This is a genomic window from Arthrobacter sp. Ha26 (assembly GCF_059091705.1).
The window spans coordinates 24651-49452 of the sequence record NZ_JBNHGX010000006.1; the positions used below are offsets into that span (position 1 = coordinate 24651).

Below are 24802 nucleotides of genomic sequence, written 5' to 3' on the forward strand. Positions count from 1 at the left end.
CCGATGACTGAGAAGTACACCGCCCTCTACGACGAGCACAAAAAACTGGGCGCCTCCTTTACCGACTTCGGCGGCTGGCAGATGCCATTGAAATACAGCTCCGAGCTCGCCGAGCACCACGCCGTTCGCAAGAGTGCCGGGCTGTTCGACCTTTCCCATATGGGCGAGGTCTGGGTGACCGGACCGGACGCCGCCGCGTTCCTTGACTACGCGCTGGTGGGCAAGATCTCCGCCATGGCAGTGGGCAAAGCCAAATACTCCCTGATCTGCAACGAGGATGGCGGCATCATCGACGACCTCATCACCTACCGCCGGCCAGCTGCCGGCGACGGCACCGACGTCTTCCTGGTGGTTCCCAATGCCGGCAACGCCGCAGTGGTGGCCGCTGCCCTGGCCCACCGCGCCGCAGCATTCGATGTCCAGGTCAATGACGCCTCCGTCGCGACGTCCCTGGTGGCGGTCCAGGGCCCCAGGGCGCAGGAGCTGTTGCTTCGCCTGGTCCCCGCAGCCCAGCACAGCCTCGTGACGGAACTGAAGTACTACGCCGCCGTGGAGGTTCCGTTCCTCGTGGGCGGGACCGGGCTGGACCTGCTGCTCGCCCGCACCGGCTACACCGGCGAGGACGGGTTTGAGATCTTTGTACCCAACGACGACGCCCCCGGCCTCTGGCAGGCCCTCGTGGCCATCGCCGACGACGGAGAGCTGCCCCCCGCAGGCCTCGCCTGCCGCGACTCCCTCCGCCTCGAAGCCGGGATGCCCCTGTACGGCAATGAGCTGTCCCTGCAGGGCGATCCCTTCGCAGCAGGCCTGGGACCCGTCGTCGCGCTCTCCAAGGAAGGCGACTTCGTGGGCAAAGCCGCACTGGCAGCCAAGAAGGAAGCCGGCGCCGGCACTACCACCGGGCGCAGGCTCGTGGGACTCAAGGGACTGGGTCGCCGCGCCGGCCGCGCCCACTACCCGGTCCTCAAGGACGGCAACGTGGTAGGCGAAGTCACCTCGGGCCAGCCGAGCCCCACCCTTGGCTACCCCGTGGCCATGGCCTACGTGGATGTCGAGTTCACCCAGCCCGGCACCGCTTTGGACATCGACCTGCGCGGCAAGGCAGAGCCTTTCGAAGTCGTCGACCTCCCGTTCTACAAGCGCATCAGGTAGTTTTCCGGTCCGTGCTTGAGTCCGGTCCCGGCAGACCGGACTTTTCACGCGTGCTGCTCCTTCGTCGCTTTGAGGCACGCTTTCGAAAAGCCCGGCTCCACCGAGCCCTAGTGGTCAGCCCACCAACTTGGGCGGTCAAATGCGTCGAGACTGAGGTCGCGTCGTCTGGTCGATAGTTGGGCGCTCGAGTCGACTACCCGCGGCACTTAGGTGACGAGGTTCTTTGCTTGGAACTGCAGGCCTCGAAAACGGGAGATGTGTATTCGCCGGTGACGGGTGAGGTGGTGGAGATCAATACTGGAGTTGTGGATGATCCCGCCCTGATCAACAACGATCCGTACGGAGCCGGCTGGCTCTTCAAGGTGGCTGCCGAGTCTGAAGGGCCCCTGCTGTCCGCACTGGAGTACGCGTCCAAAAACGGCGGGGACCTGTAATTGCCCCCAAGCAGCACCGAAACTCTATTAAGGAAATACGCACATGGCTGTTGGTGTCTTTGATCTCTTTTCCATTGGGATCGGGCCTTCGAGTTCGCACACGGTGGGGCCGATGCGGGCTGCCGCTGTCTTCGCCGAGGAGCTGAAGTCCACCGGCGCCCTGGACCGTGTGGCGTCATTGCGCGTGGACCTCTACGGATCGCTCGCGGCGACCGGCCACGGCCACGGCACCATGACCGCGATCCTGCTGGGGCTGGAGGGCTACCATCCGGAACTGATCCTTCCCGAGGAGGTGGAGCAACGGCTGGCGACGATTGCCGACACCGGGATCCTGCAGTTGGCCGGTGCCGTGCCGCTGCCTTACGGGGTGACGGACATGGTGTTGCGGCCGCTGACGGTCCTGCCGCGGCACACCAACGGCATGACCTTCACCATCTTCGATGCAGAGGACGAGATCCTGCATACGGCCACGTTCTTTTCGGTGGGTGGCGGCTTCATTGTCCGCGAGGGCGAGGAAGACGCAGCCCAGCAGCAGATGGAGGAGTCCAAGAAGGAACTGCCGCTGCCCTTCCGGACCGCGGCCGAACTCCTTGGCCGTTGCCAGTCCAAGGGGCTCTCCATCGCCGACATTATGCTGGTCAACGAGAAGGCCTCCCGCTCCGAAGAGGAGATCCGTGCAGGCCTGCTGCATATCTGGTCGGTCATGGAGGATTGCGTGGCCACCAGCCTGAAGCGCGAAGGTGTGCTGCCCGGGGGACTGAAGGTCCGCCGTCGTGCTCCGGACTGGTACGAGAGGCTGAAGAAGGAAAGCTCCCGGCCGGCCGCGGAGAGCCAGGATAGTGAAGGCCAGGACCGGGAGTTCCATGACCCGAAGTATTGGCAGGAGTGGGTTAACTTGATCGCCCTGGCGGTGAACGAGGAGAACGCCTCCGGCGGCCGGGTGGTCACTGCCCCCACGAACGGCGCGGCGGGGATTATCCCCGCGGTGCTGTATTACGCCCTGCATTTCGCGCCGGGGATGGAGAACGCCTCGCAGGAGGACCGCGACGACGTGGTGGTCAGGTTCCTGCTGGCCGCCGGTGCGGTCGGGGTGCTGTACAAGGAGCAGGCGTCCATTTCGGGGGCTGAGGTGGGCTGCCAGGGCGAGGTGGGCTCGGCGTCGTCCATGGCGGCGGCTGGCCTGGCCGAGGTGATGGGCGGAACTCCGGCGCAGGTGGAGAACGCGGCCGAGATCGCGATGGAACACAACCTGGGACTGACGTGTGATCCGATCGGCGGGCTGGTGCAGGTGCCGTGCATTGAACGGAACGCGATCGCCGCCGCCAAGGCCATCAACGCGGCGAAGATGGCGCTCTGGGGCGACGGCTCGCACCGCGTCTCGCTGGACGAGGTCATCGTGACCATGCGCGAGACCGGCAGGGACATGAGCTCCAAATACAAGGAAACGGCCATGGGCGGCCTCGCCGTCAACGTGTCTGTCTGCTAGCAGCGCCGCTGCAGGCCCTAACACTGGCAAGACCCGGCGCCGGGCCAAGGCAGCAGGTGCCGGCGCCGCCAGGCTTTAGACTTGAGGCTGCATGTCCGCACGCAGCCACGAGTACAGAACCGCGCACAACCCCGATTGGACACGGCCCCTTTGCGAGAATTCACCGCACGTTTTGCCACAGCCGAGGAAATTGAAAACTGGGACAAGCACGTCACGGCCAACCCGAATGGCGGCAACATGCTGCAGTCCGCCGCGTATGCGTCGGTAAAGAACGGCACTGGCTGGAAGGTCAGGTTCCTGGTGCTGGAAAGTACCGGGCCAGCCAGTTACAACCTGGTGCTGGAGAAGAAGTTCCCGGTCCTGGGCCGGCTCTGGTACCTCATCAAGGGCCCGGACCTCGCAGCTGCCAGGGACGTGAAGGCTGCACTTGAGGCCTGCGCAGCCTTCGTCCGGGACAGGAAACTGAACGTCTTCACCATCAAGATCGAACCGGACATCGTGGACTCCGCTGATGCCCAGGCCCATCTGGCCGCGGCCGGCCTGGTGAAGGCACCCAACATCCAGTCCAACGACTCCACCGCGCTGCTGGACATCTCCGGCCCTGAGGACGAAGTCTTCAAAGCAATCTCCTCCCGGGCCCGCAACGCCATCCGCCGCGCCGAGCGGGAAGGCTGCGAGGTGCTCCGGAAAGAAGCGGGCCCCGAAACCTACCGGGCGCTCTATGACCTCATGGCGGATACCGTCAACGCCAAGGGCTCGATGCCCCTGCGCAGCTACGAGTACTACGCCGCCTTCTGGGACGAGTTCTGCAGCCGCGGCCAGGGCAACTTCTTCTTCGTCTACGAGGACGGCAAACCCAGCGTGGGCGCCTTTGTCATCAACTACGGCGCCAAAGCGACGTACAAGGACGGCGGCTCAACCCAGAACCGCAAACAGTACGGCGATTCACACCTGGTCCAGTGGGCAGCCATTCGGCGGATGCAGGAACTGGGCTGCACCGAATACGACTTCTGCGGCACCCCGCCGGGCGCCCGGATCAAGGACAAGAGCCATAACCTGTATGGCATGGGGATGTTCAAGACCAGTTTCACCAAGACGGTCACAGATTTTGTGGGTTGCCACGACTACGTCCTTGCCCCGCTCCGCCACCGTCTCTGGGTGGGCGGCGCGGAAAAGGTCTTCCGCCGGGTAGAAACTGCGCGGACCGGCCAACAGTTTTATTGACCTCCGCCCTGGCGCAGGCTGCCCCGCACCAGGCTGGTCACCGCAGGGTGAGCCGCAGCCGCGCCGACCACCCGTCCATGATCCTGCGCCTGACCAGCAGGCCGCACACTCCTGAATGAGGAAATCCCTTGAATCCAGTCACCACCGGCACCGATCTCGAATTTGCCATCCTCAGCGACTCAGAGTTCGAGGCGTTTGCAGTCAAGCACCCGCAAAACAGCTTCCTCCAGTCCGTTGACTTCGCCCGCTTCCAGCGCGCCCGCGGGCAGCAGGTGGAACTCTTCGGCATCCGGCGCGGCGGGGAACTGGTTGCCGCCGGGAAACTGAACTACACCACCACCCGCCTGGGGTACACAGTGTGCGAGTGCGCCAAGGGACCGTTGATGGACTATACGGACCCGGACCAGGTGCGCGACGTCGTCGGGCTCCTCCGCCAACGGGCAGCAGAACGCAAGGCCGCGGAACTCCGGATCTCACCCAACCTTAAGTACATTGCCCGGGACGAGGACGGCGCCGAGCACCCGGAGATTGAGGACAACCGCCCGCTGGTGGCACGGCTGTCCCGGCTGGGGTTCCAGCACCAGGGACTGGACATGAACTTCGTCAACGTCAACTGGATGTTCATCAAGAGCCTGGAAGGCATCACGGACGCCGAAGAGCTCATCATGGGCACCAGTTACCGGACCCGCAAGGCCATCCGGAAAGCCGAGAAAAACGGTGTGTTCCTGGAACAGGCCACACTGGAAACCCTCGACGAGTTCTACGGTGCCCTGAGCAGGGCAGGAGACGAAAAGGGATTCGTCTACCGCGAACGCGAGTATTACGAGCACCTGCTCCGGACCACGTCGGCGGAGTTCACCAAGCTCATGATGGCCAAGATCGACATCCCGGCCTACCGGAAGTCCATCACGGAGCGGCTGGCAGCGGAGTCCGCCACGGCGGCGGACCTGCGCCGCGAGGTGGAAGAGACTGGCAGCAAGAAGAAAGCCAACCGGCTCAAGGTAGTCCAGGACCTCGTGGACAGCTACGAGCGGAGCCTGAAGGACATTGAACGGTTCCCGGATTCGGTGGGAACCGCCACCGTGGCAGCCATCCACTTTGTCTGCTATGGGGATGAGGTGGTGTGCGTCATCGGCGGCACCGTGCAGGACTACATCTACTTCAACGGCGCAACCTCCCTGTACTGGGGCATGATGCTGCACGCACTCGAGAAGGGGTACCCGCGGTACAACTTCTACGGCACGTTCGGCATCTCCGGGCAGGACGAGGAAGGCCACGGCGGCTACGAATTCAAGAAAGGCTTCGGCGGAGAAGTGGTCCAGTTGGTGGGCGACTTCGCCATGCCGGTCCGGCCCGCCGTCTACCACGCGAACCGCCTGGCCCGGGCAGCGGTGGCCGCGGCCCGTAGGGTGCTGGACAAACTGCCGCTGAGGCGTCCGGCCTGAAAGACTGTTCACTGAACCGCACTGGGAGGAGGCAACCATGACTGACCGGCCCGAACGCCCCGGCCGCAGGCCCCACACGGACGGACTGCCCAAGACCGAGCCACTGACCCCCTCCCAGGTGCGGCAGAACGCCGCCGCGAAAAGAATGCTGCGGCGCCTGGTCCAGGGCGAAAACCCGCCCACCGCCCCATTGAGCATCGTGGACCGCCTCACCGGCAGCCCGTACGCCAACCCCACGATCCAAGTGGGCGGCGTTGACACCTCTGCCCGCAAGACGCTCGACTTCGCCCTGCATCTGGCAGAAACCATGTTCCGTTACGGGGCCGGTGCGCTGGAGGTGGAAACCAGCATCATCGCCGTCACCGCTGCGCTGGGCCTGAAGAACATCGAGGTGGACATCACCAACCAGTCCGTGGGGATCAACTACGCTCCGAAGGACCAGACCCCCATCGCGCTGCTGCGCGTGGTGCGCTCCTGGACCAACAACTACGCCGGCCTGGCCAAAGTCCACCAACTGGTTACGGACATCGTGGCCGGCGGGGTTGGCCGTGACGAGGCCATCCGCCGGCTGGATGAGGCCATCACCAGTCCCAAACCCTTCCCGCGGTGGATGGTCACCGTGGCCTTCGGCACCTTCGCGGCGGTTTTCGTCGGTGTCCTGGGAGGCGGGCCGGTGTCCTCCGTTATCGCCTTCCTGGCCAACATCGGTATCAGCCTGCTGGCCCGGCAACTCGGCCGGTGGCGGGTGCCGGACTTCTTCATCACTGCCAGCTGCTCGTTCGTGGTGACGCAGCTGGCGCTGGTGCTGTGGCAGTTCGGGCTGACCACGTCGCCGGCCATCGTGGTGGTGGGCGGCATCCTCCTGCTCCTGCCCACCGGACGCCTCGTCTCCTCCGTGCAGGATGCGATCAACGGCTTCCCCGTAACGGCGGCCGGACGGTTCCTGTCAACACTGCTGACTTTCGGCGCCATCGTCGCGGGCATCGCCGTCGCCTTCGTGGTGGGGGAGCTGACAGGGATGCAGCGCATCGACGTCACCCAGACGTTCCCGCCCGCCTACGATCTCTGGGTGCTGGTGCTCTTCGTTGCGGTGGCCGTGATGGCCATCGGCGTCACCGAACAGACCAGCTGGAAGCTGTTGCTGCCCACAGCCGGTGTAGGCGTGGCCGGCTACTTTGTCCTGCTGGCTGCCGGCCAGCTGGGAGTCGGCGACCGGTTCTCACCCGCACTCGCCGCCGTGGTCATTGGCCTGCTTGCCCGGGTGGTCGCGCTGCGGATGGGGGCGCCGCAGCTCGTGGTGGCCGTGCCAGCAGCCTTGATCCTGCTGCCGGGCCTGACGATTTTCCGGTCGATGTACGTGCTCACCATCGAGGAAGCCGAGATCCTCCTCGGCGCCGGCGGGATGCTCAACGCCGGCGCCATCGTCCTGGGAACGGCGGGCGGCATTGTCCTGGGCGACACCCTGGCCCGGCCGTTGACCCGGAGCCTGGCGAGCAACGAGCGCCGCCGCGCCCGCCGGCGCTGACCACCGGGCGGCCTGAACGCTTCGGCTGGACCGCCGTCCGGCTGGACGAAGCTGCCTAAATCTGGCCGACCGGAAGCTTCTTCTCGGCCTGGAACACGTCCTCTACCCGGCCCTTGGCCCAGTAGCCCGAGAGCGAAACCTGTGAACGGTCCAGGCCGCGCTGCTTGAAGAAGACCTCACGCAGGGCCTTCATATAGCCGCGCTCGCCATGGGCAAAGACGTCCACGCGGCCCTCCGGCCATTCGGCGTCCGCCACCGCCTGGACCAGGAGGTTGCTGTCGCCGGCGGGGACGCCATTGCGGGTGAGCCAGTGGAGCTCCAGCCCCGGAGGGGCGGCGATCTCCTGGATGTCGGCGCGGGAATCCACCTCAATGAACGCCAGGCCGGCGGCTTCCCACGGCAATGCCTCCACGCATGCAGCTATAGCGGGAAGCGCGGCTTCATCGCCGGCGAAGAGGTACCAGTCCGCCTCCGGTGCAGGGTTGTAGGCGCCACCCGGGCCAGTGAACGTCAGGGTGTCGCCCGGCTGGGCCTTCGCGGCCCACGGGCCTGCCAGGCCCTCATCGCCGTGCACCACAAAGTCGATGGCCAGTTCGCGGGCACCCGCATCCACCCAGCGGACGGTGTAGGTGCGGGTGAAGGGCCATTGTTCGCGTGGCATGGTTTCACGGATGCTCCACAAATCCAGCGGGACAGGGTATTCGATGCCCGGTTGGGGAAACACAAGCTTGACGTACCGGTCCACGAAGCCGTTGTTGGTGAAGTCGGCAAAGCCCTCGCCGCCGGCGACAATCCGGACCATGTGCGGCGACAGTTCTTCCCGGCGGATCACGGTGAGGTTGACCTGCGGTCGGCTCTTTTTGCTGGCACTGGTGGCGGCGGGCATGGTGCTCATAAGGCAAGCCTAAGCTAGGGGACTGGCGGGAGCTCCCAGGTTACGTCCAGCGCACCCTGCCCGCGCAGGAGCTCGTTCACCCGGCTGAAGGGACGGGAGCCAAAAAACCCCCGGGACGCGGACAAGGGGCTGGGGTGCGCGCTCGCCACGGCGGGAGCCCCGTCCAGGAGCGGCCGGACGCTCTCGGCGTCCTTGCCCCACAGCACGGCCACCAGCGGGACCCGTGCCCCGTCCGGACGGCGACGCCGGGCCACGGCGGTGACAGCCGCCGTCGTGATCTTCTCCCAGCCTTTGCCGCGGTGGGAGCCTGCTGACCCTGCCCGCACCGTCATCACCCGGTTAAGGAGCAGCACGCCTTGGCCAGCCCAGGCGGAAAGGTCCCCATGAACGCGCGCAGGAACTCCGAGGTCCGATTCCAGCTCACGGTAGATGTTCGCCAGGCTCCGGGGTATGGGCCGTGTGCGCGGGTCAACAGAAAAGGAGAGGCCCACGGCGTGGCCGGGAGTGGGGTAGGGGTCCTGGCCCACAATCAGCACCTTGACATCCGCGAGCGGCTGGCGGAAGGCCCGCAGGACGTTCGACGGCGCCGGCAGGACCTGGTGCCCGGCTTCCACTTCGCCGGCCAGGAAAGTGAGCACGTGGCGAAGTTCGTTCTCCACCCCCGCCAGGGCTGCAGCCCAGTCCGGTGCCATAAGCTCTTCCAGGGGGAGCCGCGCCAATTCGGCGAAACCGGCAGCGTCCGCCGATTCCTGCGCCAGCTCGAACAAGGCATCTGATTCAAACACCGTCCCATTGTTGCAGGGGACCCCCGGGGCACGGGGCCTCCCGGGTCCTGCTTCCAAATGACATTGGTGTTATTCGCCCGTAGCATGGGGGTCAGACATTTTTCGTAACCGGCCAAAGGAGTGTGCAGTGGCGGAACCAGCTCGGGAGCACCTGCCGGAGCAGGAACCACGGCATTCGCCCCTGGCGGATTTCACGCTCCGTGAGTCGCCGCTGAGTGAGCGGGACCAGCAAATGCTTGCCTTGGAGCGGCAGTGGTGGAAGTATGCCGGGGCCAAGGAACAGGCCATCCGGGAGCTCTTCGACCTTTCTGCGACGCACTACTACCAGTTGCTCAATGCCCTCATCGATACCGAGGATGCCCTGGCCCACGATCCCATGCTGGTCAAGCGATTGCGTAGACTACGTACGTCGCGTCACCGTGCACGTACCGCACGGCGCCTGGGGTCCGACGCGTAAGACGCTCCCGCTGTTCCCTCAGCAGCAAACCCAACAAGGATGTCATCCACCATGACCAGATACGCCCGCGATGAATTCGACAAGGTCCCGCAGTCTGCTTCACGCCAAGGTGTCCACCGCACGGCTTCCGCCCCTGCCCGGATCCGGCTTTGGCCGATCCTGGTTGTAGGCGTGGCCGCCCTGGCCATCGGGCTGGTGTCCTTCCTGATCCTTCCCAAGCTCGGTCTCAACACCGCCGGCGACCAGGCTTCCCTCAGCCAGGAGGCAGGACCGCTGGCCGGCACCGGTTCCACGGCCTCGGCCAGTCCGGATGCCGCCCCCACCACCGAGGCCTCCACGGAGGCGCAGCCTTCGGCGTCGGCTGAACCCGAAGCAAGTGCCGAAACCGAAGCGGAACCGAGCGCGTCCCCCAAGGCCCCGGCGCTGATAGACAAGACCCAGGGTGTTGCCATTTACAACGCCGCCGGGACGGCAGGACTGGCCAGCCGGGTGGGCGGCACGGTCCAAGCCGACGGCTGGACGCTCGGGCAGGTGGGTAACTGGGCGGGCTCGCCACAGCAGACGTCCATCATCTTCTACTCGGGAGCCGGACAGCTCGCCAGCGCCGAGGCCCTGGCAAAGCTCCTCGGCATCCCCACCCTGGTGAACAGCAACGAATTCCAGCTGCCGCTGGTTGTGGTGCTCGGCCCCGGCTACCGCTAAACAGCGAGCATTGGACTTCGCGGCCTTCCATGCACCGGCGGCTGTTACGCCTGAATAACTATTGCTGGTCTGGCGGAGCCGTCCCGCCCCGGCGGCACGGAATTGGCTAGAGTGATTTTCAGGTTCGGTCCGGGCCAGCCGGAACTTAGCGGCGTGGGCGGCCGGACGCAACGGAAAGAGTGGTCGGACATGGCACTGGGAACCGTCAAATGGTTCAACGCTGAAAAGGGCTACGGCTTCATCACCGTCGACGCCACAGGGGATGACATCTTTGTCCACTGGTCCGCAATTCAGGGTGAAGGGTACCGGGCCCTCGACGAAGGCCAGCGCGTGGAACTCGAGGTGGGCGAAGGCGAGAAGGGCCCGCAGGCCGAAAGTGTCCGGCCGGCCGAGTGAACAACGCTTTCCTCCGTCCCGCGGCTTTCCGCCGGACCCTTCTGGCAGCTGCCGCCTGCTCAGCACTTGCCCTGACCGCCTGTTCCGGTGCCGCCGGCAATGCGCGGACGGAACCGGCAGAAGCGTCAGGGGACGGCACCCTGAAAGTGGGGCTGATCCTGGACAGCACGGGCGACAACGCCTTCCTGAACGCACCACAGTTGGCGGCTGCCACGCTCGCCGTGCAGGAGATCAACGCCGCCGGCGGCCATAAGGGCAAACCGGTGGAGCTCCTTCCCACCGACACCGGGCAGGATGCGGCCGGGCAGGCGCAGGCACTCGTTGCCGCCAAGGCTGACGTTGTTATCGGCCCCACCGACTCCAGCCATGCGCCCGCTGCCATCGACATCCTCTCGCGTGCCCGGACCCCGCTGATCTCGCCGGCCAACACCGCCGCCGGACTGAGCAGCGCCAACAGCGGCGGCTATTACTTCCGGACGGCAGCGGCCGACGTCGCCCAGGCGCCCGTCCTCGTGAAGCTCGCCAAGGACGCCGGCGCCAGGACTGTGGCGGTGATTCACCAGGACGGCTCTTACGGCACCGACGTGTCAGCCGCCGTCGCCACCGCCGCCGGACAGGCCGGAATGGAAGTAGCTGCCACTGCTGACTTTGAGCCGGGTGAGGCGGCCAGTGTGGCGGCCGCAGTGGACAAAGCCAACGCTGACGCCGTCATTGTCATCGCCCGGGACGGTGCCCAGGGCGCCTTGGCGGAGCTCGGCAACGCCGGTGTTGACGGAAAACGGATCATCCTCAGCGATGGCGCCTTCGCCCGCTACGCTTCGCGGCTGCCGGCCAAGTCCCTTGACGGCGCCCGGGCGGTGGTTGCGGGGCAGCTTCCCACGGCGGCCTTCCAGGCCAGGCTGCTCTCGGTGGATCAGGACCTGAAGGATGTCTCGTTCGCTGCCGAGACCTATGACGCCGTGACCGTTGCTGCCCTGGCCGCCGCCCGGGCGCAGGACGACGCGGGCCGTTCCATCGCGGCCAACCTGATCGCCGCGTCCGGGGGAGCGGTGGAGGGAAGCGCCGGGAAGCCGGCTGCCGAGGCGTGCCTCACCTACAAGGACTGCCGGGCAGGGCTGATGACAGGGCCGGATATCAACTACGACGGCGAGTCGGGTCCGGTTGCCTTCGACGCCAACGGCGACATCACCACTGCCACCTTCACCGTCTACACCTACGGGGCTGACAACAATCCGACGGCCAGCGGCCGGGAGACGGCGGGACGGGCGGCTGGCTAAGCTTCGCTGGGCGCCGCTTCGCCGTCGGCTAAACCGGGGACCTTACCGCTTCTTTCGCTTGCACTCTCACGTGGGGAGTGCTAATTATTGAGTTAGCACTCTGACGTACCGACTGCTAAAGCAAAGCTGGTTCCGGCCTGCGGCGCGCGGCACCGGTCGAGGAGCGAAGAAACACCTAACTGGAGTGAGATCCGCACCCGGAGGCATACAGAGGCCAACGGCGAAGGATCGTCCGTCGCGGGCACTGCAGCGAAGGTTCATTCTTAACGACTGTCCCGAAAGGACTACTGCCGTTATGGCCAAGATCATTGCATTTGATGAAGAGGCACGCCGCGGCCTTGAGCGGGGCCTGAACATCCTCGCCGACGCCGTTAAGGTCACCCTCGGCCCGCGTGGACGCAACGTCGTCCTCGAGAAGAAGTGGGGCGCTCCCACGATCACCAACGATGGTGTTTCCATCGCCAAGGAGATCGAGCTGGACGATCCTTACGAGAAGATCGGCGCCGAGCTGGTCAAGGAAGTTGCCAAGAAGACGGACGACGTCGCCGGCGACGGTACCACCACGGCAACCGTGCTGGCACAGGCACTGGTGAAGGAAGGCCTGCGCAACGTTGCTGCCGGCGCCGACCCGCTGTCCCTCAAGCGCGGCATCGAGAAGGCCGTTGAGGCCGTCACCGCCGAACTGCTGAACTCCGCCAAGGAAATCGAAACCAAGGAAGAGATCGCCGCCACGGCGTCCATCTCCGCCGGTGACGAGGAAATCGGTGCCCTCATCGCCGAAGCCCTGGACAAGGTGGGCAAGGAAGGCGTCATCACGGTCGAGGAGTCCAACACCTTCGGCCTGGAGCTTGAGCTCACCGAAGGCATGCGCTTCGACAAGGGCTACATCTCCGCTTACTTCGTCACCGACGCCGAGCGCCAGGAAACGGTCCTTGAGGATCCGTACATCCTGATCGTCAACTCCAAGATCTCCAACGTCAAGGAACTGGTTGCTGTCCTCGAAAAGGTCATGCAGTCCAACAAGCCGCTGCTGATCATTGCCGAGGACATCGAGGGCGAGGCCCTGGCCACCCTGATCGTCAACAAGATCCGCGGCACCTTCAAGTCCGTTGCCGTCAAGGCTCCGGGCTTCGGTGACCGCCGCAAGGCACAGCTCGCCGACATCGCCGTCCTCACCGGCGGCCAGGTCATCTCCGAAGAAGTTGGCCTCAAACTGGAGAACGCCGGCCTGGAACTCCTGGGCAAGGCACGCAAGGTTGTTGTCACCAAGGACGAGACCACCATCGTCGAAGGTGCCGGCGACGCCGACCAGATCGCCGGCCGCGTGGCCCAGATCCGCGCTGAGATCGAGAACTCCGATTCGGACTACGACCGCGAGAAGCTGCAGGAGCGCCTGGCCAAGCTGGCCGGCGGCGTTGCAGTCATCAAGGCCGGTGCCGCAACCGAGGTTGAGCTCAAGGAGCGCAAGCACCGCATCGAAGACGCAGTGCGCAACGCCAAGGCTGCTGTTGAAGAAGGCATCGTGGCCGGTGGCGGCGTGGCCCTCATCCAGGCCGGTGCCAAGGCATTCGCCAACCTGCAGCTGTCCGGTGACGAAGCAACCGGTGCGAACATCGTCCGCGTTGCCATCGATGCACCGCTGAAGCAGATCGCCTTCAACGCAGGCCTGGAGCCGGGCGTCGTGGTGGACAAGGTCCGCGGGCTGCCTGCCGGCCACGGCCTGAACGCGGCCACCGGCGAGTACGTCGACCTGCTGGCCGCCGGTGTGAACGACCCCGTCAAGGTGACCCGCTCTGCCCTGCAGAACGCGGCCTCCATTGCCGGTCTGTTCCTCACCACCGAGGCAGTTGTGGCCGACAAGCCCGAGAAGAACGCTGCCCCGGTTGGCGGCGGCGATGACATGGGCGGCATGGGCGGCTTCTAAGCCTTCCCTGCCGGGCCTGGTCCCGCCAAGTACGCACAATGCGGCCCCCTCTTCCGAGGGGGCCGCATTTGCGTTCGACGTTGTTTACTTCCTGGCGCTGGCCAGCATTCCTTCAACTTCCTTCTTGAAGGCGTCAGCAGCAGCCTGCGGTGTGAGCCTGTCGTACAGGACCTCGTCGGTGTACCGCTTGATCACGTTCTGCACACTGCCCGCGCCCACCGGCGGAACAGGCGGCGCGTCCTTGATGTCGGGCTCCAGGTCCTTCAGGAAAGCCACCACTGTGGTGTCTGCCGGCTTCAGGGCAGGCTTTATGCTCTCCACGATCTCGGTGTTGGTGGGCACGCCCCGGTCCGTCATGAGGATTGCGCCGGCCTCAGGGCTGTTGGCCAGGTAGTTGATGAACGTAGCGGCAGCCTCGGGGTGCTTTGACCGCGAGGACGCGGACCAGAACATGCTGGGCTTGTAGTACATGCCATTCGCAGCAGCGGAGCCTTTCGTGCTGGGCGCACGGAGCATCTTGATGCTGCTGCCCGTGGTGGACTCAAGCGATCCGAGCTGGTTGGTCCACCACCACGCCATGCCCACCCTGTTGGTGCCGAAGAGGCTTTCTTCCAGGCCCGCGCCGGCATCCTCGGTGGCCACGGTGGCCGGTGGACTTGCCTTGGAATCGCGCTGTTCCTTCAGCCGCTCCCAGAAAGAAGCTGCCGTGGCAGTGTCGAAATCCAGCTTGCCGTCCCCGGAGTAGAGGTTCTCGCCGTGCTGGCGCAGCCAGATGATGAGGTCGGCTTCGTTGGTGCCGTAGGCCGCGCCGTAGTTCTTGCCGTCTCCGGCGGCGCTGATCTTCGATGCCGTGTCCATGAAATCGTCCCAGGTCCACTTGGTGTCATCCGGGAGGGGAACATTGGCTGCTTCGAAGACCTTGGTATTGGCCATGATGACGTAGGCATTCTGCCCGGTGCTGATTCCGTACTGGGCCCCGTCGTACTGGCCTGAAGCCAGGCCTTCCTTGTCCAGCTTGGAAGTATCGATTCCGTCCTGCTTGGAAAGATCCAGGAGGGCACCGCGTCCGCCATATTCGGCGATGTACTTCTGGTCCATCTGGATGACGTCCGGTGCGTCGTTCGCTGCCGTCTTGGTGGCGAGCTTGTCCCAGTAGCTGGCCCATTCGCCGGGCTCGGATTCGATCTTGATCTTCGGGTGTTCGGCCTCAAAAGCGTCGATGACCTTTTCGGTCTGGGCGTTGAGGTACTCGTTGCCCCACCAGGCAAACCGCAGGGTCACTTCCTCGTTGTTGCTGGAACCGCCGGACGTGCCGCAGCCTGTTGCCAAGAGGGAAAGGGCGACGGCCACTGCACCGAGTTGGAACTTCCGCCGGCGACGGGTTGGAATCGTCATTGATATGCCTTCCTTGTTCTGGTGAACGCGGAATCTCTTCAGCGTGCACAGGCGTCTCAACCGTAGGCACGAGCGAGAGAAACCGTTTTCTCGTATGACATCCGATTGTGCCGTTCCGCTGACGGGCGCGTCAAGCATTTTCGGTAACCGCTTTCCGTCGCGTGTGTGCGTTTCTGAATGGGCGGGCCGGCTGCCGGCATACGGTGCCGGCGAGGAACCTGCTCAAAGGTGCCACCAGCGCTTTGTCAGTGTCTTCTGGCAGGATGGACCGGTGACGATTACTGCAGCGGCCGACGGTTCGGCTTTGGGAAATCCCGGCCCCGCGGGCTGGGCCTGGTATGTAAACGACGACTGCTGGCGGGCCGGTGGATGGCCGCACGGCACCAACAACCAGGGCGAGCTGATGGCTGTCCTCGATCTGCTGCGGGCCACTGCGCATCTTCCCCAGGAAGACCTGCACATTCTCTGTGACAGCCAGTACGTCATCAACTCCATCACCAAGTGGATGCCGGGTTGGAAGCGCAAAGGCTGGCGGAAGGCCGATGGCAAGCCCGTGCTGAACGTCGATCTGCTCAAGGAACTGGACCGGGAACTGGCGGGACGGAAGTACAGGTTCGAGTGGGTTAAAGGCCATGCAGGCCACGACCTGAACGAAGCCGCCGACGAGCGGGCCCGGGCAGCTGCCACGGCTTACCAGCAGGGTGTGGCAGCCCGCTCCGGGCCGGGCTTTCCCGGCGCGCACCAGCTGCCCGCCCCTGGTGCCCGCGTGCCCCGCACGGCTTCGGGTCCTGTCCAGGATGTGGCAGCAGCATCCCGTGAACCGGACCTTTTCAGCCAGCAGGACCCCAGCCTGCCGGAAACCAGCCTGAAGGACACCCGCGTGGGGGACGCGCCGCGGCAGGACTACGCCCAGTTGGACTTCGCGCAATTGGACGACGGGGCCTTCGACCTCGCCGGTGCAGCCGGGCAGGCAGCAACCGCTGAGCCCGAAGCGCTGGTGGAGGAACTGGAACGGGAGCTTCTGGGGCCTTTGGTCCGCGGGGACATTGGCAGGACTGCTGTCCTTTTGCACCCCGATTTTATGGAGATCGGCAGCTCCGGCCGGGTCTGGACCCGGGACGCCATGATGATGGCCCTGGAAGAGGACCCGGGCGAGCGGACCGACATCGAGGTCCTCGGAGCGGACCGCGTTGGCCCCAACACCGTCCTGTTGACCTACCGGAGCTTCGCGCGCTCAGGCATAACCCTCCGGAGCTCGCTGTGGGTGCTCGATGGCGATCGCTGGCGGCTGCGGTTCCACCAGGGCACCGCGGAAGCCTGACGCCGGCATAGCGGGATACCGCTTCGGCCCGCTCGGCTAAGCCGCTGGGTCAGCTAAACCGCTGGGTGTTTCCCTGCTCTGCCTGCGCGTACGTGGCAGCGGCCGAAGACAGGGCCATGTTGATGGATGCGAGTGAAGCTTCCACCCGGCCCTGCGTGATGGTCCATTCCGTGACGAGGGCCTGGAAGTTGGTCGCTGCGGAGCCGCGCCAGGACCCCTGGAGTTCGTCCAGCCCCCGTTTCATCGCCTGGACGTCAGCACTGATCCTGTCCACAGTGGCCTGGACGTTGGCCGATTTGAGCTGCAGGAGTTCGGTGTCAACGGAGATGATGCTCATGGCAGTGCCTTTCGCTGTTGCGGGCAGCGTTTGCTCCCCTGCCCGGCTGGTCCGGGCAACTGCAACGAGCCTATGGATGTGCCTCTTCCCGTGGCCATGGCCGAAGGCTATATGTGGATAACCTCGCCGTCACTGCCCCTGGCCTTGGCATGCATCGGCGCGTCATCCCGCGTGGGAAGGCTGACCACCAGCGTGGCCCCGCCGCCGTCTGTGTTCTGTACGCGGACAGATCCGCCGTGGGAGCCCACGATTGCGGCCACAATCGCCAGGCCCAGGCCGCTGCCACCCGTCTCCCGGGTGCGTGATGTGTCTGCCCGATAGAAACGTTCAAAGACCTTGGACGCGTCTTCCTCGGAGATGCCGGGCCCGTGGTCGCGGACTTCGATGATGGACCGCTGCTGCCCGTCCGCCGACGCGCGAACGCCAACAGCCAGCTCGATGGGAGTGTTTTCCGGGGTGTAACGCAGGGCGTTGCCCACCAGGTTGCCTACCACTTGGCGGAGCTTGGCCTCGTCGCCCAGCACGGGCGCGGGAGCTGCCGGGCCGCCGTCGAGCCCTACGAGTGAGATGACCCGGGAGCGGGCACTGGCCTGCGTATCCACCACAGAATCGTGGGCAATGAGCTGCAGGTCCACGGGTTTTTCCTGCAAAGGCCGTTGCTCATCGAGGCGGGCCAGGAGCAACAGGTCCTCCACCATGGATCCCATGCGTTTGGCTTCGCTTTCGATCCTGCCCATGGCCGTGGCAACGTCCTCGTCGGTGGCCAGGGCGCCGTGCCGGTACAGCTCGGAGAAGCCGCGGATTGTCACCAGCGGGGTCCGCAGTTCGTGGGAGGCATCGGCGGCGAACTGGCGCATCCTCGCCTCCGAAGCGGTGCGGGCGGCGAATGCCGACTCGATATGGGCGAGCATGGCATTCAGCGAACTGCTGAGCCTGCCGAGCTCTGTGCCCGGGTTCTCCACGTCCACACGGCGGGACAGGTCGCCGGCGGCAATGGCGGCCGCCGTCTTCTCCACCCTGGCAAGAGGCCGGAAGGACCGCGACACGGTCCAGCTGGCTATCAGCGACGCCAGCAGCAGGGTCAGCAGGCCAACCCCTGTCACCACCAGCGTGGCGTGCTTCAGCACGTCATCCACGCCCTGCAAGGACAGTCCGATGACCACGACGGCCGTGGTCTGGTTTGTCTGCACCGTGACCGCAACCACCCGCCAGTTCTCCCCGTCGGTGCCCCGGACCTGGTAGGGGACGCCGCCGCGCGCCTGGGCCTGGTCAACGGTGATGGAGCTGATGTCCGGATGCTTTTCGGCATCGCCGCCGAACGTATAGGGGTCCTGGCCGGGCGCGAAAAGTATCAGCGAATAATCGGTGGGCACTGACGGGTTCGGCGCCTGGAGCTGCGTGAAGGAACGCTGCTTCCCCGCCAGCTCAACCGCCGCGTACAGTTTGTCGTCCACCTGGGCCTGCAGGTAGCTGTGAAGCAGGGTCAGGGTGCCCGCCCCGGTCACGGTCAGGGCAACGATCAGGAGGGCCATAATCATGGCCACGAGTTGCGTCCTCAGTGAGGCCGACTTCCAACGCTGCAGCAAGGTCAGCGCTTTTCTGCCGTCCGAAGCACGTATCCGACCCCACGCTTGGTCTGGATCAGGGCCGGAGCTTCAGGGTCAATGTCCACTTTCCGGCGGAGGTAGGAGATGTACGACTCCACGATGGAGGCGTCACCGTTGAAGTTGTACTCCCATACGTGATCCAGGATCTGCGACTTGGACAGCACCCGGTTGGGGTTGAGCATGAGGTAGCGGAGCAACTTGAATTCGGTGGGGGAAAGTTCAATGACTGTGCCGCCACGGCGCACTTCATGGGCGTCATCGTCCAGCTCCAGGTCGTCCACGCGGATCACGGCGTCGTCGTCGAGCAGGGGCTGCGTCCGCCGCAGGACAGCGCGGATCCTGGCCACTACCTCATCCAGGCTGAACGGTTTAGTGACGTAGTCGTCGCCGCCGACGGTGAGGCCGGTGACTTTGTCCTCCGTGTCATCCTTGGCGGTCAGGAACAGGACCGGGAAGTGCTTCCCGGAAGCGCGCAGGCGGCGGGTGACGGTGAAGCCGTCCATGTCCGGGAGCATTACGTCCAGGACGGCGAGGTCCGGGGCGTGCAGGTCGGCAGCGGCAAGGGCGTCGCGGCCGTTCGCTGCGGAGACCACCTCGAATCCGGCGAACCGCAGGGAGGTGGAGAGCAGCTCTCGGATGTTGGGTTCGTCGTCCACGACGAGGAGCTTCGCTTCAGGGCCGTTCTTGTTCATGCTCCCATCATGCTCCCAGACTCTGGGAGTTGTCTGGATGAACCTTGGGGGTTCCATCCAAGGAGCAGCGCCGTGTGGGCCTGCTACTCAGCCGTCTCCACGTCCTTGGCGTCCATGATCCGGTAGGCGTAGCCCTGCTCGGCGAGGAACCGCTGGCGTTTGGCGGCGAAGTCCTGGTCAAGCGTGTCCCGGGCCACCAGGGAGTAGAACCGCGCGGCCCTGCCGTCCTTCTTGGGCCGCAACAGCCGGCCCAGGCGTTGTGCTTCCTCCTGCCGGGACCCGAAGGAGCCGGAGACCTGGATCGCCACCGACGCTTCCGGCAGGTCGATGGAAAAGTTGGCCACCTTGGACACCACCAGGGTCTGGAGATCCCCGGCGCGGAAGGCGTCGAAGAGTTTCTGGCGCACCTTGACCGAGGTGTCGCCCTTGATGACGTGAGCTTTGAGGCGCTCACCGAGGTCGTCAAGCTGGTCAATGTACTGGCCGATGACCAGCAGCTGCTCGCCGCTGTGCCGGGCCACAAGCTGCTCCACCACTTGCGTCTTGGATTCAGACGTGGCGCACAGCCGGTACTTGTCTGCGTCGTCAGCCATGGCGTACGCAACGCGCTCGTCCCGCGGCAGGTCTACGCGGACCTCCACGCAGTCTGCAGGCGCGATGTAGCCCTGGGATTCGATATCCTTCCACGGCGCGTCGTAGCGCTTGGGGCCGATCAGGCTGAAGACTTCGCCCTCCCGGCCGTCTTCCCGCACCAAAGTAGCCGTGAGCCCCAGCCGGCGCCGTGCCTGCAGGTCCGCGGTCATCCGGAAGATCGGTGCCGGCAGCAGGTGGACCTCGTCGTAGATGATCAGGCCCCAGTCATGCCCGTCCACCAGTTCGAGGTGCGGATACAGCCCGCCACGCTTGGTGGTGAGCACCTGGTAGGTGGCAATGGTCACCGGGCGGACCTCCTTCACCGCCCCCGAGTACTCACCGATCTCGTCCGCCGTGAGCGACGTGCGCTTAAGCAGCTCGTCCTTCCACTGCCGGGCGGCAACAGTGTTGGTCACCAGGATCAGGGTAGTGGTGGAGCCAGTGGCCATGGCCGCAGCACCTACCAGGGTTTTTCCCGCCCCGCAGGGAAGGACCACCACGCCGCTGCCGCCGGCCCAGAAATTGTCGCTGGCCATCTGCTGGTACGGCCGCAGTTTCCACCCGTCCTCGTTCAGGGCGATCAGGTGCGGGGTGCCGTCCACATAGCCGGCCAGATCCTCGGCCGGCCAGCCGATCTTGAGCAGGAGCTGCTTGAGCTGCCCGCGCTGGGAGGCTTGCACCACCACAGTTTCGCCGTCAATCCGCGGCCCCAGGAGGGGCTGGATCTTCTTGGACCGGATTACTTCCTCAAGCACCGGGTAGTCGTCCGTCCGCATGACCAGCCCGTGCTGCGGGTCCTTTTCCAGCCGCAGCCGGCCGTACCGCGACATCGTCTCCTCGACATCGATCAGCAGCGAATGCGGCACCGGGAAGCGCGAATACTTCAGCAGCGTATCCAGGACCCTCTCGGCGTCCAGTCCGGCAGCGCGGGCATTCCACAGGCCCAGCGGCGTCAGCCGGTAGCTGTGGACGTGCTCGGGCGCGCGTTCCAGTTCAGCAAACGGCGCAATGGCATGACGGGCCTCGGTGGCGAGCTCATGGTCCACCTCCAGGAGGATGGTCTTGTCGCTCTGGACAATCAGGGGTCCGTCGTTCACGCAGGGGTGTCCTTCACTGGCGCAGTTCTTCTGCAGCCTCAATATCGATGATGCGGTGGATGGACAGCACCCGTTCGGTGTCCTTCGCGGGATCGAAGACCCGGACGCGGCCGCCGCTCACCGAAAGGGGAACAACGATCTCCAGGTTGGCATTCCCCATGCCGTCCACCACGTTCATGCTGATCCGCTGCTTCAGCCGGATGGCGCGCTGCAGTGCCTCCAGGCCCAGTTGGGTGGCGGCCTCGGAGCCAACGTCCGCCTGCTCCGGATGGTGGCTTACGACGGCGGCCGGACGGTGGCGGAGCACGTCCAGCTGGGCTTGCACATCCTCGGGCTCCGGGGCCGTCCGCGGGGCGGTGTACACGGGCCGGGAAGGGGCGTGCGCGGCAGGCAGCCGCCGCAGCCGGAGCATTGGCTGCTCGGATTCCCCGAGCGACGGCGAGAGTCCCAGGCCGCGTAAGGCCTGGGCTGTCTCGCGTGGGGCCGCGGAAGAGATGAGGACAGTGGGAGCAATCCGGACCAGGCCGAGGTCAGCAGCCTTGGGCCCCTGCAGCAGGTCAAGCAGCGCCGCCTCATCCTCGCTGTGGATAAAGCTCGCTGCCGCACCCACCCGCAACCGGCCGTGGCGTGCGGCGGTATCCTCTACCAAGTACTGCAGTGGTTGCGGCACCGCCGTTGCGGAGTGTTCCCGCAGGAACTCCAGCAGGGCGGGAGCATCGTGCCCGGCGTCCAGGGCCCGGCGGATCGAATCGGGCGAGAACCGGTAAATTGTGGCTGGGCCCTGCCCTTCGGCGTCCGCCATCAGCAGGAGTTTTCCGGCCAGCTCAGGGGCAAGGTAGCCGGGGGCCACCGCAGTAAGGTCCGCCTGGAGCAGCACGTGGTTCAGCTCGGCGGGCAGGTGCTCCCCGAGGATGGCGAGCGCGGCGTCCGGATCGTCGCCCGCGATGGCGCTTCCGAGTTGGCTCAGCGCCCCGGAACCCAGCAACCCGAGGATTTCGGCTTCGGCCAGGACTCCCCGGATGAGGGAACTGAAGCGCCGGGCCATCCGGGGCTGGGCCCACTCCGCCCGCTGCAGGACGGCCGCAGCATCAAGCACCGGCGCGGTCCCGTCCGGCGCTGCCGCTTCCTGGGTGAGTTCGTGGAGGATTTCCAGGATCCGCTTGCGGACCACCGGTGCGTCCGGGCGCTGCGCCTCCGCTGACAACGCAATGATCGTGCTCCCCGATGCGGCGCGATGCCCTGCCGCTGCTCCGGGGGTCCCGCTGATCGCCTGCCCCACCATGGAGGGGACGCGCTCACTGGCCAGCCATGCGTTCACCAGCCAGAGCCATTGTTCCTGCCGGGGAAGGACGAGCCACTCCAACTCAGGCGGCTGCACCCAGGATGACGAGTCAACGTCCAGCCGGATCAGGCCGGCAAGGCCGCACAGCTCCAGCAGCAGCCCGATCCGCTGCTGGTCGATCCGGAGCGCGTCGGCGAGCCGCCTCATCTCCCGCACGCCCACGCCTCCGCTGCGCAGCGTGGCCAGCGGCTGTTCCTTGACGGCATGCAGCATTTCGCCCACCAGCCGAAGGGTTTCGGCGATGGCGCCCAGCGCTGCGTTCCGGCGCAGCGCGGCACTGGTGCGGCCCAGTTGGGGGATGGGCGGCGACAGGCTGAAATCGTTGATGATGGCGCCCCCGCGCAGTGACAAGCCAACGCTGTGCGGCAGTTCCACATGGGCCGCATCCAACGGCACCAGCAGGCCACGGGCCAGGAGCCAATCGACCGGCCCGACGTCGGCCGCCTCGCTGGTGATCGATGCCTTGCGTTGCGCCTGGGGGACGGCACCCATGGCCCAGTTCCTGAATTTGGCGAGCAGCGCCGTCGTCCGTTCCGGAGCGGTGGCCAGGATGTCCTGCAGAGCCTCCGGGGAGGACGTCCAGTGCTGCAGCGCCAGGGCTGCCTCCATGGGCGTAGTGGCGCCGTGGATGGCCACGCCGCTGCGGTGGAGTTCGGAAACCAGCTGCACGGCCCGCTGCGCGAACGCGGGCTGGAGGCGCACCAACTCCGTGTAGCTCCGCCCCAGCCCGGCGGGATAGATCCCCACCACATCTTTGAGGCTGCCCACGGGGAGGTAGTAACGCTGCTTGTTGGCCGGCGTTCCGTGCGGGGGGTCGGCGCGGTGCACGAGGGCGAGTTCCTGGAGCGAGGCCAGGATGCGTTCCACGGCAGCAAGGGTTGACCCTGAAATCAGGTTGCGGAGTCCTGCGGCTGATGCGCTGTGATGGGTGTCTGTGTTCGTGCACAGATGGAGGGTTTCCAGGACCTGCATCTGCGGCCGGTTGAGGCGCTCCAGGGCGCGCTGGACGCTGACCCTGCCGCTGGCCCTGGCGGCGAGGGCGGCGAAATCGGGAACGGCCGGGGAGATCAGGTCCGGCCGCGCGTCGAACAGCGACCGCAGCGAATCGTCGCTGCGGGCCTCAAGGTCCTTGCTGAGCGCGCGAATAAGGGACATCAGTTCAACGTTACCGCCCGTCCGGTCTTCCTGCCCGGCGGCGCCCTGCCACGCCGTCCAGGACAAGGAACAGCATCAGGAGGAACGCCAGCGGCAAGCCGTACAGCGCGGTATAGGTGACCCAGGCGGGAGCTGCCGAACCGGCGAAGGCAAACGCCATGACCGCCGCCACCGCGGCAAGCGAGAGCACGGCAATAACTGCCGCGAAGATCGTCAGGGGACGCCGGTACCGCGAAGGAGTCATGGACGTAACGCTAACAGTCCGCTCCGACAGCACGCGCATGGGTGCCCGGACGCCGTTACGGCGAGCGGTTGAAAGCAGGATTAGGGCAACGGGCAGGATAACCTTGAGGGATACAGACCAACACGGTCTCCTGCTGTCATACCCTGAACCCGCACAACAATGCGGATGCGGTGACGGCAGGCCGTGTCTCAAGACGTCAGAACGAAGAAGGTTGATTACGTGCCTACCGGCAAGGTCAAGTGGTATGACAAGGACAAAGGCTTCGGATTCCTCGCGGGCGAAGACGGCCAGGAAGTATTCCTGCCCAAATCCTCCCTGCCCGAGGGGGTAACAGAGCTGAAGGCCGGCACCCGCGTTGAATTTGGTGTGGCGGACGGCCGCAAGGGTGCCCAGGCACTGGGCCTGCGCGTCCTGGATAAGACTCCGTCCATCGCGAAGGCGAAACGGCCCAGCGCCCGGGATCTTGCCCCGCTGGTTCAGGACCTGGTGAGCGTGCTGGACAACCTGTCCGGGACTCTCTCCAAAGGCAAATACCCGGAAGGCAACAAGGGCAAGGCCATCGCCGCCGCCTTGCGTAAGGTTGCCGACGAGCTGGACGTTTAGGCCCTGATGAGTTCGGAAGCTGAGCAGCCGGAGCCGGCAGCGGAGTCGCAGGAGTTGGAGTCACGGGAGCCGGAATCCCGGAACCCTGAATCGCCGGAGCCCGGATCGCCCGCAGCGGTGCCTTCAATGACGCCTGCAGCAGTAAGGGCGAGGCCGCGTGCCGGGGTGCCCGTGTGGCGGACCGGCAAGCCGGATGCTTTCCTTGCAGCCGCCGTGGAGACGGCGCGCAGCGCCATCGAAGGCATCACCGCGCCGTCGGATATTGGGAGGCACCTGGCAGCCAAGAGCGAAGGCGACCGCCTGGTGACGCATCTTTTTGAGTCGCGGCTGCCCGGTTACGGTGGCTGGCAGTGGTTCGCAGTGCTGACCCGGAACTCACGCTCCAAGGTGGTGACAGTCAACGAGTTGGGGCTGTTGCCGTCCGAGGACTCCATCCTGGCCCCGGACTGGGTTCCGTGGGCGGAGCGGGTCCGGCCCGAAGATGAGCAGGAATCGGAGCGGGTACTGGAGCAGGCGCCGGACCGGGAACTGCTTGCGCCGGAACAGGACCAGGACCCCGGGCAGGATCCCGGACCTGGCGACGAAAAACCTGACGACGAAAAGCCTGACGACGACGTTGGGCAGCCTGATGAGGAAACCAGGACTTCCTGACCACACACGAACGGCGCCGCCCC

22 protein-coding genes and 1 pseudogene are annotated in these 24802 nt (G+C 65.6%); 14 read left to right on the top strand and 9 right to left on the bottom strand.

Features of this window, described 5'->3' with window-relative positions:
• The first annotated feature begins 3 nt into the window (after nucleotides 1-3).
• From gcvT to AC5RVY_RS14375, 6 genes and pseudogenes are all read left to right on the top strand, one after another.
• A complete protein-coding gene (gcvT, locus tag AC5RVY_RS14350) occupies nucleotides 4-1152 on the top strand; it encodes a glycine cleavage system aminomethyltransferase GcvT (protein WP_493955380.1) in 1149 nt (382 codons plus the stop codon).
• Nucleotides 1153-1406: 254 nt separating this feature from the next.
• Nucleotides 1407-1586 (top strand): annotated as a pseudogene (locus AC5RVY_RS14355) (glycine cleavage system protein H); the annotation flags it as partial.
• Nucleotides 1587-1629: 43 nt separating this feature from the next.
• The gene (locus tag AC5RVY_RS14360) at nucleotides 1630-3072 is read left to right on the top strand and encodes an L-serine ammonia-lyase (protein ID WP_493955381.1); all 1443 of its coding nucleotides are present in this window, start codon (nucleotides 1630-1632) and stop codon (nucleotides 3070-3072) included.
• Nucleotides 3073-3222: 150 nt separating this feature from the next.
• Entirely contained in the window at nucleotides 3223-4296 is a 1074-nt protein-coding gene (locus AC5RVY_RS14365) for a lipid II:glycine glycyltransferase FemX (RefSeq protein ID WP_493955382.1), read from the top strand.
• Nucleotides 4297-4424: 128 nt separating this feature from the next.
• Nucleotides 4425-5741 carry a peptidoglycan bridge formation glycyltransferase FemA/FemB family protein gene (locus AC5RVY_RS14370; protein ID WP_493955383.1) on the top strand — a complete coding sequence of 439 codons (1317 nt, stop codon included), beginning with the start codon at nucleotides 4425-4427 and terminating at the stop codon, nucleotides 5739-5741.
• A 37-nt stretch (nucleotides 5742-5778) separates the two neighbouring features.
• Nucleotides 5779-7266: a threonine/serine exporter family protein gene (locus AC5RVY_RS14375; RefSeq protein WP_493955384.1), complete on the top strand. Its 1488-nt coding sequence runs from the start codon at nucleotides 5779-5781 to the stop codon at nucleotides 7264-7266.
• 55 nt (nucleotides 7267-7321) lie between these two features.
• On the opposite strand, the gene AC5RVY_RS14380 is transcribed toward AC5RVY_RS14375, so the two are convergent.
• Nucleotides 7322-8161 (bottom strand): siderophore-interacting protein, encoded by an 840-nt coding sequence (locus tag AC5RVY_RS14380; protein WP_493955385.1) that lies wholly within the window; start codon nucleotides 8159-8161, stop codon nucleotides 7322-7324.
• Nucleotides 8162-8175: 14 nt separating this feature from the next.
• Complete coding sequence (locus AC5RVY_RS14385; protein ID WP_493955386.1) at nucleotides 8176-8946, bottom strand: uracil-DNA glycosylase; 771 nt, start codon at nucleotides 8944-8946, stop codon at nucleotides 8176-8178.
• Nucleotides 8947-9073: 127 nt separating this feature from the next.
• Here AC5RVY_RS14385 and AC5RVY_RS14390 point away from each other — a divergent pair, with 127 nt between their 5' ends.
• From AC5RVY_RS14390 to groL, 5 genes are all read left to right on the top strand, one after another.
• On the top strand, nucleotides 9074-9403 hold the full coding sequence (locus tag AC5RVY_RS14390) for a DUF3263 domain-containing protein (protein WP_493955387.1): 330 nt from the start codon (nucleotides 9074-9076) through the stop codon (nucleotides 9401-9403).
• A gap of 51 nt (nucleotides 9404-9454) precedes the next feature.
• Complete coding sequence (locus tag AC5RVY_RS14395) at nucleotides 9455-10105, top strand: LytR C-terminal domain-containing protein (protein WP_493955388.1); 651 nt, start codon at nucleotides 9455-9457, stop codon at nucleotides 10103-10105.
• 189 nt (nucleotides 10106-10294) lie between these two features.
• Nucleotides 10295-10501, top strand: a complete 207-nt coding sequence (locus AC5RVY_RS14400) for a cold-shock protein (RefSeq protein WP_493955389.1) — start codon at nucleotides 10295-10297, stop codon at nucleotides 10499-10501.
• Nucleotides 10498-11778 carry an ABC transporter substrate-binding protein gene (locus tag AC5RVY_RS14405; RefSeq protein ID WP_493955390.1) on the top strand — a complete coding sequence of 427 codons (1281 nt, stop codon included), beginning with the start codon at nucleotides 10498-10500 and terminating at the stop codon, nucleotides 11776-11778. Before AC5RVY_RS14400 ends, AC5RVY_RS14405 begins: the two co-directional genes overlap by 4 nt.
• A gap of 295 nt (nucleotides 11779-12073) precedes the next feature.
• Nucleotides 12074-13702, top strand: coding sequence for a chaperonin GroEL (gene groL / locus AC5RVY_RS14410; RefSeq protein ID WP_091417205.1), 1629 nt, complete (start codon nucleotides 12074-12076; stop codon nucleotides 13700-13702).
• Between the two features lie 84 nt (nucleotides 13703-13786).
• Here the strand turns inward: groL and AC5RVY_RS14415 are convergent, their stop codons facing one another.
• Complete coding sequence (locus tag AC5RVY_RS14415) at nucleotides 13787-15097, bottom strand: ABC transporter substrate-binding protein (RefSeq protein WP_493955391.1); 1311 nt, start codon at nucleotides 15095-15097, stop codon at nucleotides 13787-13789.
• Between the two features lie 271 nt (nucleotides 15098-15368).
• Between AC5RVY_RS14415 and AC5RVY_RS14420 the strand changes: the two genes are divergently transcribed.
• Nucleotides 15369-16418 (top strand): RNase H family protein, encoded by a 1050-nt coding sequence (locus AC5RVY_RS14420; protein WP_493955392.1) that lies wholly within the window; start codon nucleotides 15369-15371, stop codon nucleotides 16416-16418.
• A 49-nt stretch (nucleotides 16419-16467) separates the two neighbouring features.
• Here AC5RVY_RS14420 and AC5RVY_RS14425 read toward each other — a convergent pair whose 3' ends face one another.
• The 6 genes from AC5RVY_RS14425 to AC5RVY_RS14450 form a co-directional block, all read right to left on the bottom strand.
• Entirely contained in the window at nucleotides 16468-16755 is a 288-nt protein-coding gene (locus tag AC5RVY_RS14425; RefSeq protein ID WP_493955393.1) for a WXG100 family type VII secretion target, read from the bottom strand.
• 107 nt (nucleotides 16756-16862) lie between these two features.
• A complete protein-coding gene (locus AC5RVY_RS14430) occupies nucleotides 16863-18341 on the bottom strand; it encodes a sensor histidine kinase (protein ID WP_493955394.1) in 1479 nt (492 codons plus the stop codon).
• A 2-nt stretch (nucleotides 18342-18343) separates the two neighbouring features.
• On the bottom strand, nucleotides 18344-19054 hold the full coding sequence (locus AC5RVY_RS14435; protein WP_493955395.1) for a response regulator transcription factor: 711 nt from the start codon (nucleotides 19052-19054) through the stop codon (nucleotides 18344-18346).
• An 83-nt stretch (nucleotides 19055-19137) separates the two neighbouring features.
• On the bottom strand, nucleotides 19138-20784 hold the full coding sequence (locus AC5RVY_RS14440) for a DNA repair helicase XPB (protein ID WP_493955396.1): 1647 nt from the start codon (nucleotides 20782-20784) through the stop codon (nucleotides 19138-19140).
• Nucleotides 20785-20797: 13 nt separating this feature from the next.
• The gene (locus tag AC5RVY_RS14445; RefSeq protein WP_493955397.1) at nucleotides 20798-23281 is read right to left on the bottom strand and encodes a helicase-associated domain-containing protein; all 2484 of its coding nucleotides are present in this window, start codon (nucleotides 23279-23281) and stop codon (nucleotides 20798-20800) included.
• 10 nt (nucleotides 23282-23291) lie between these two features.
• Entirely contained in the window at nucleotides 23292-23525 is a 234-nt protein-coding gene (locus AC5RVY_RS14450; RefSeq protein ID WP_493955398.1) for a hypothetical protein, read from the bottom strand.
• Between the two features lie 219 nt (nucleotides 23526-23744).
• On the opposite strand from AC5RVY_RS14450, the gene AC5RVY_RS14455 reads away from it, so the two are divergent.
• Nucleotides 23745-24128: a cold-shock protein gene (locus tag AC5RVY_RS14455; protein ID WP_009358151.1), complete on the top strand. Its 384-nt coding sequence runs from the start codon at nucleotides 23745-23747 to the stop codon at nucleotides 24126-24128.
• 126 nt (nucleotides 24129-24254) lie between these two features.
• The gene (locus AC5RVY_RS14460) at nucleotides 24255-24779 is read left to right on the top strand and encodes a DUF3027 domain-containing protein (RefSeq protein ID WP_493955633.1); all 525 of its coding nucleotides are present in this window, start codon (nucleotides 24255-24257) and stop codon (nucleotides 24777-24779) included.
• The last annotated feature ends 23 nt before the right edge of the window (nucleotides 24780-24802 follow it).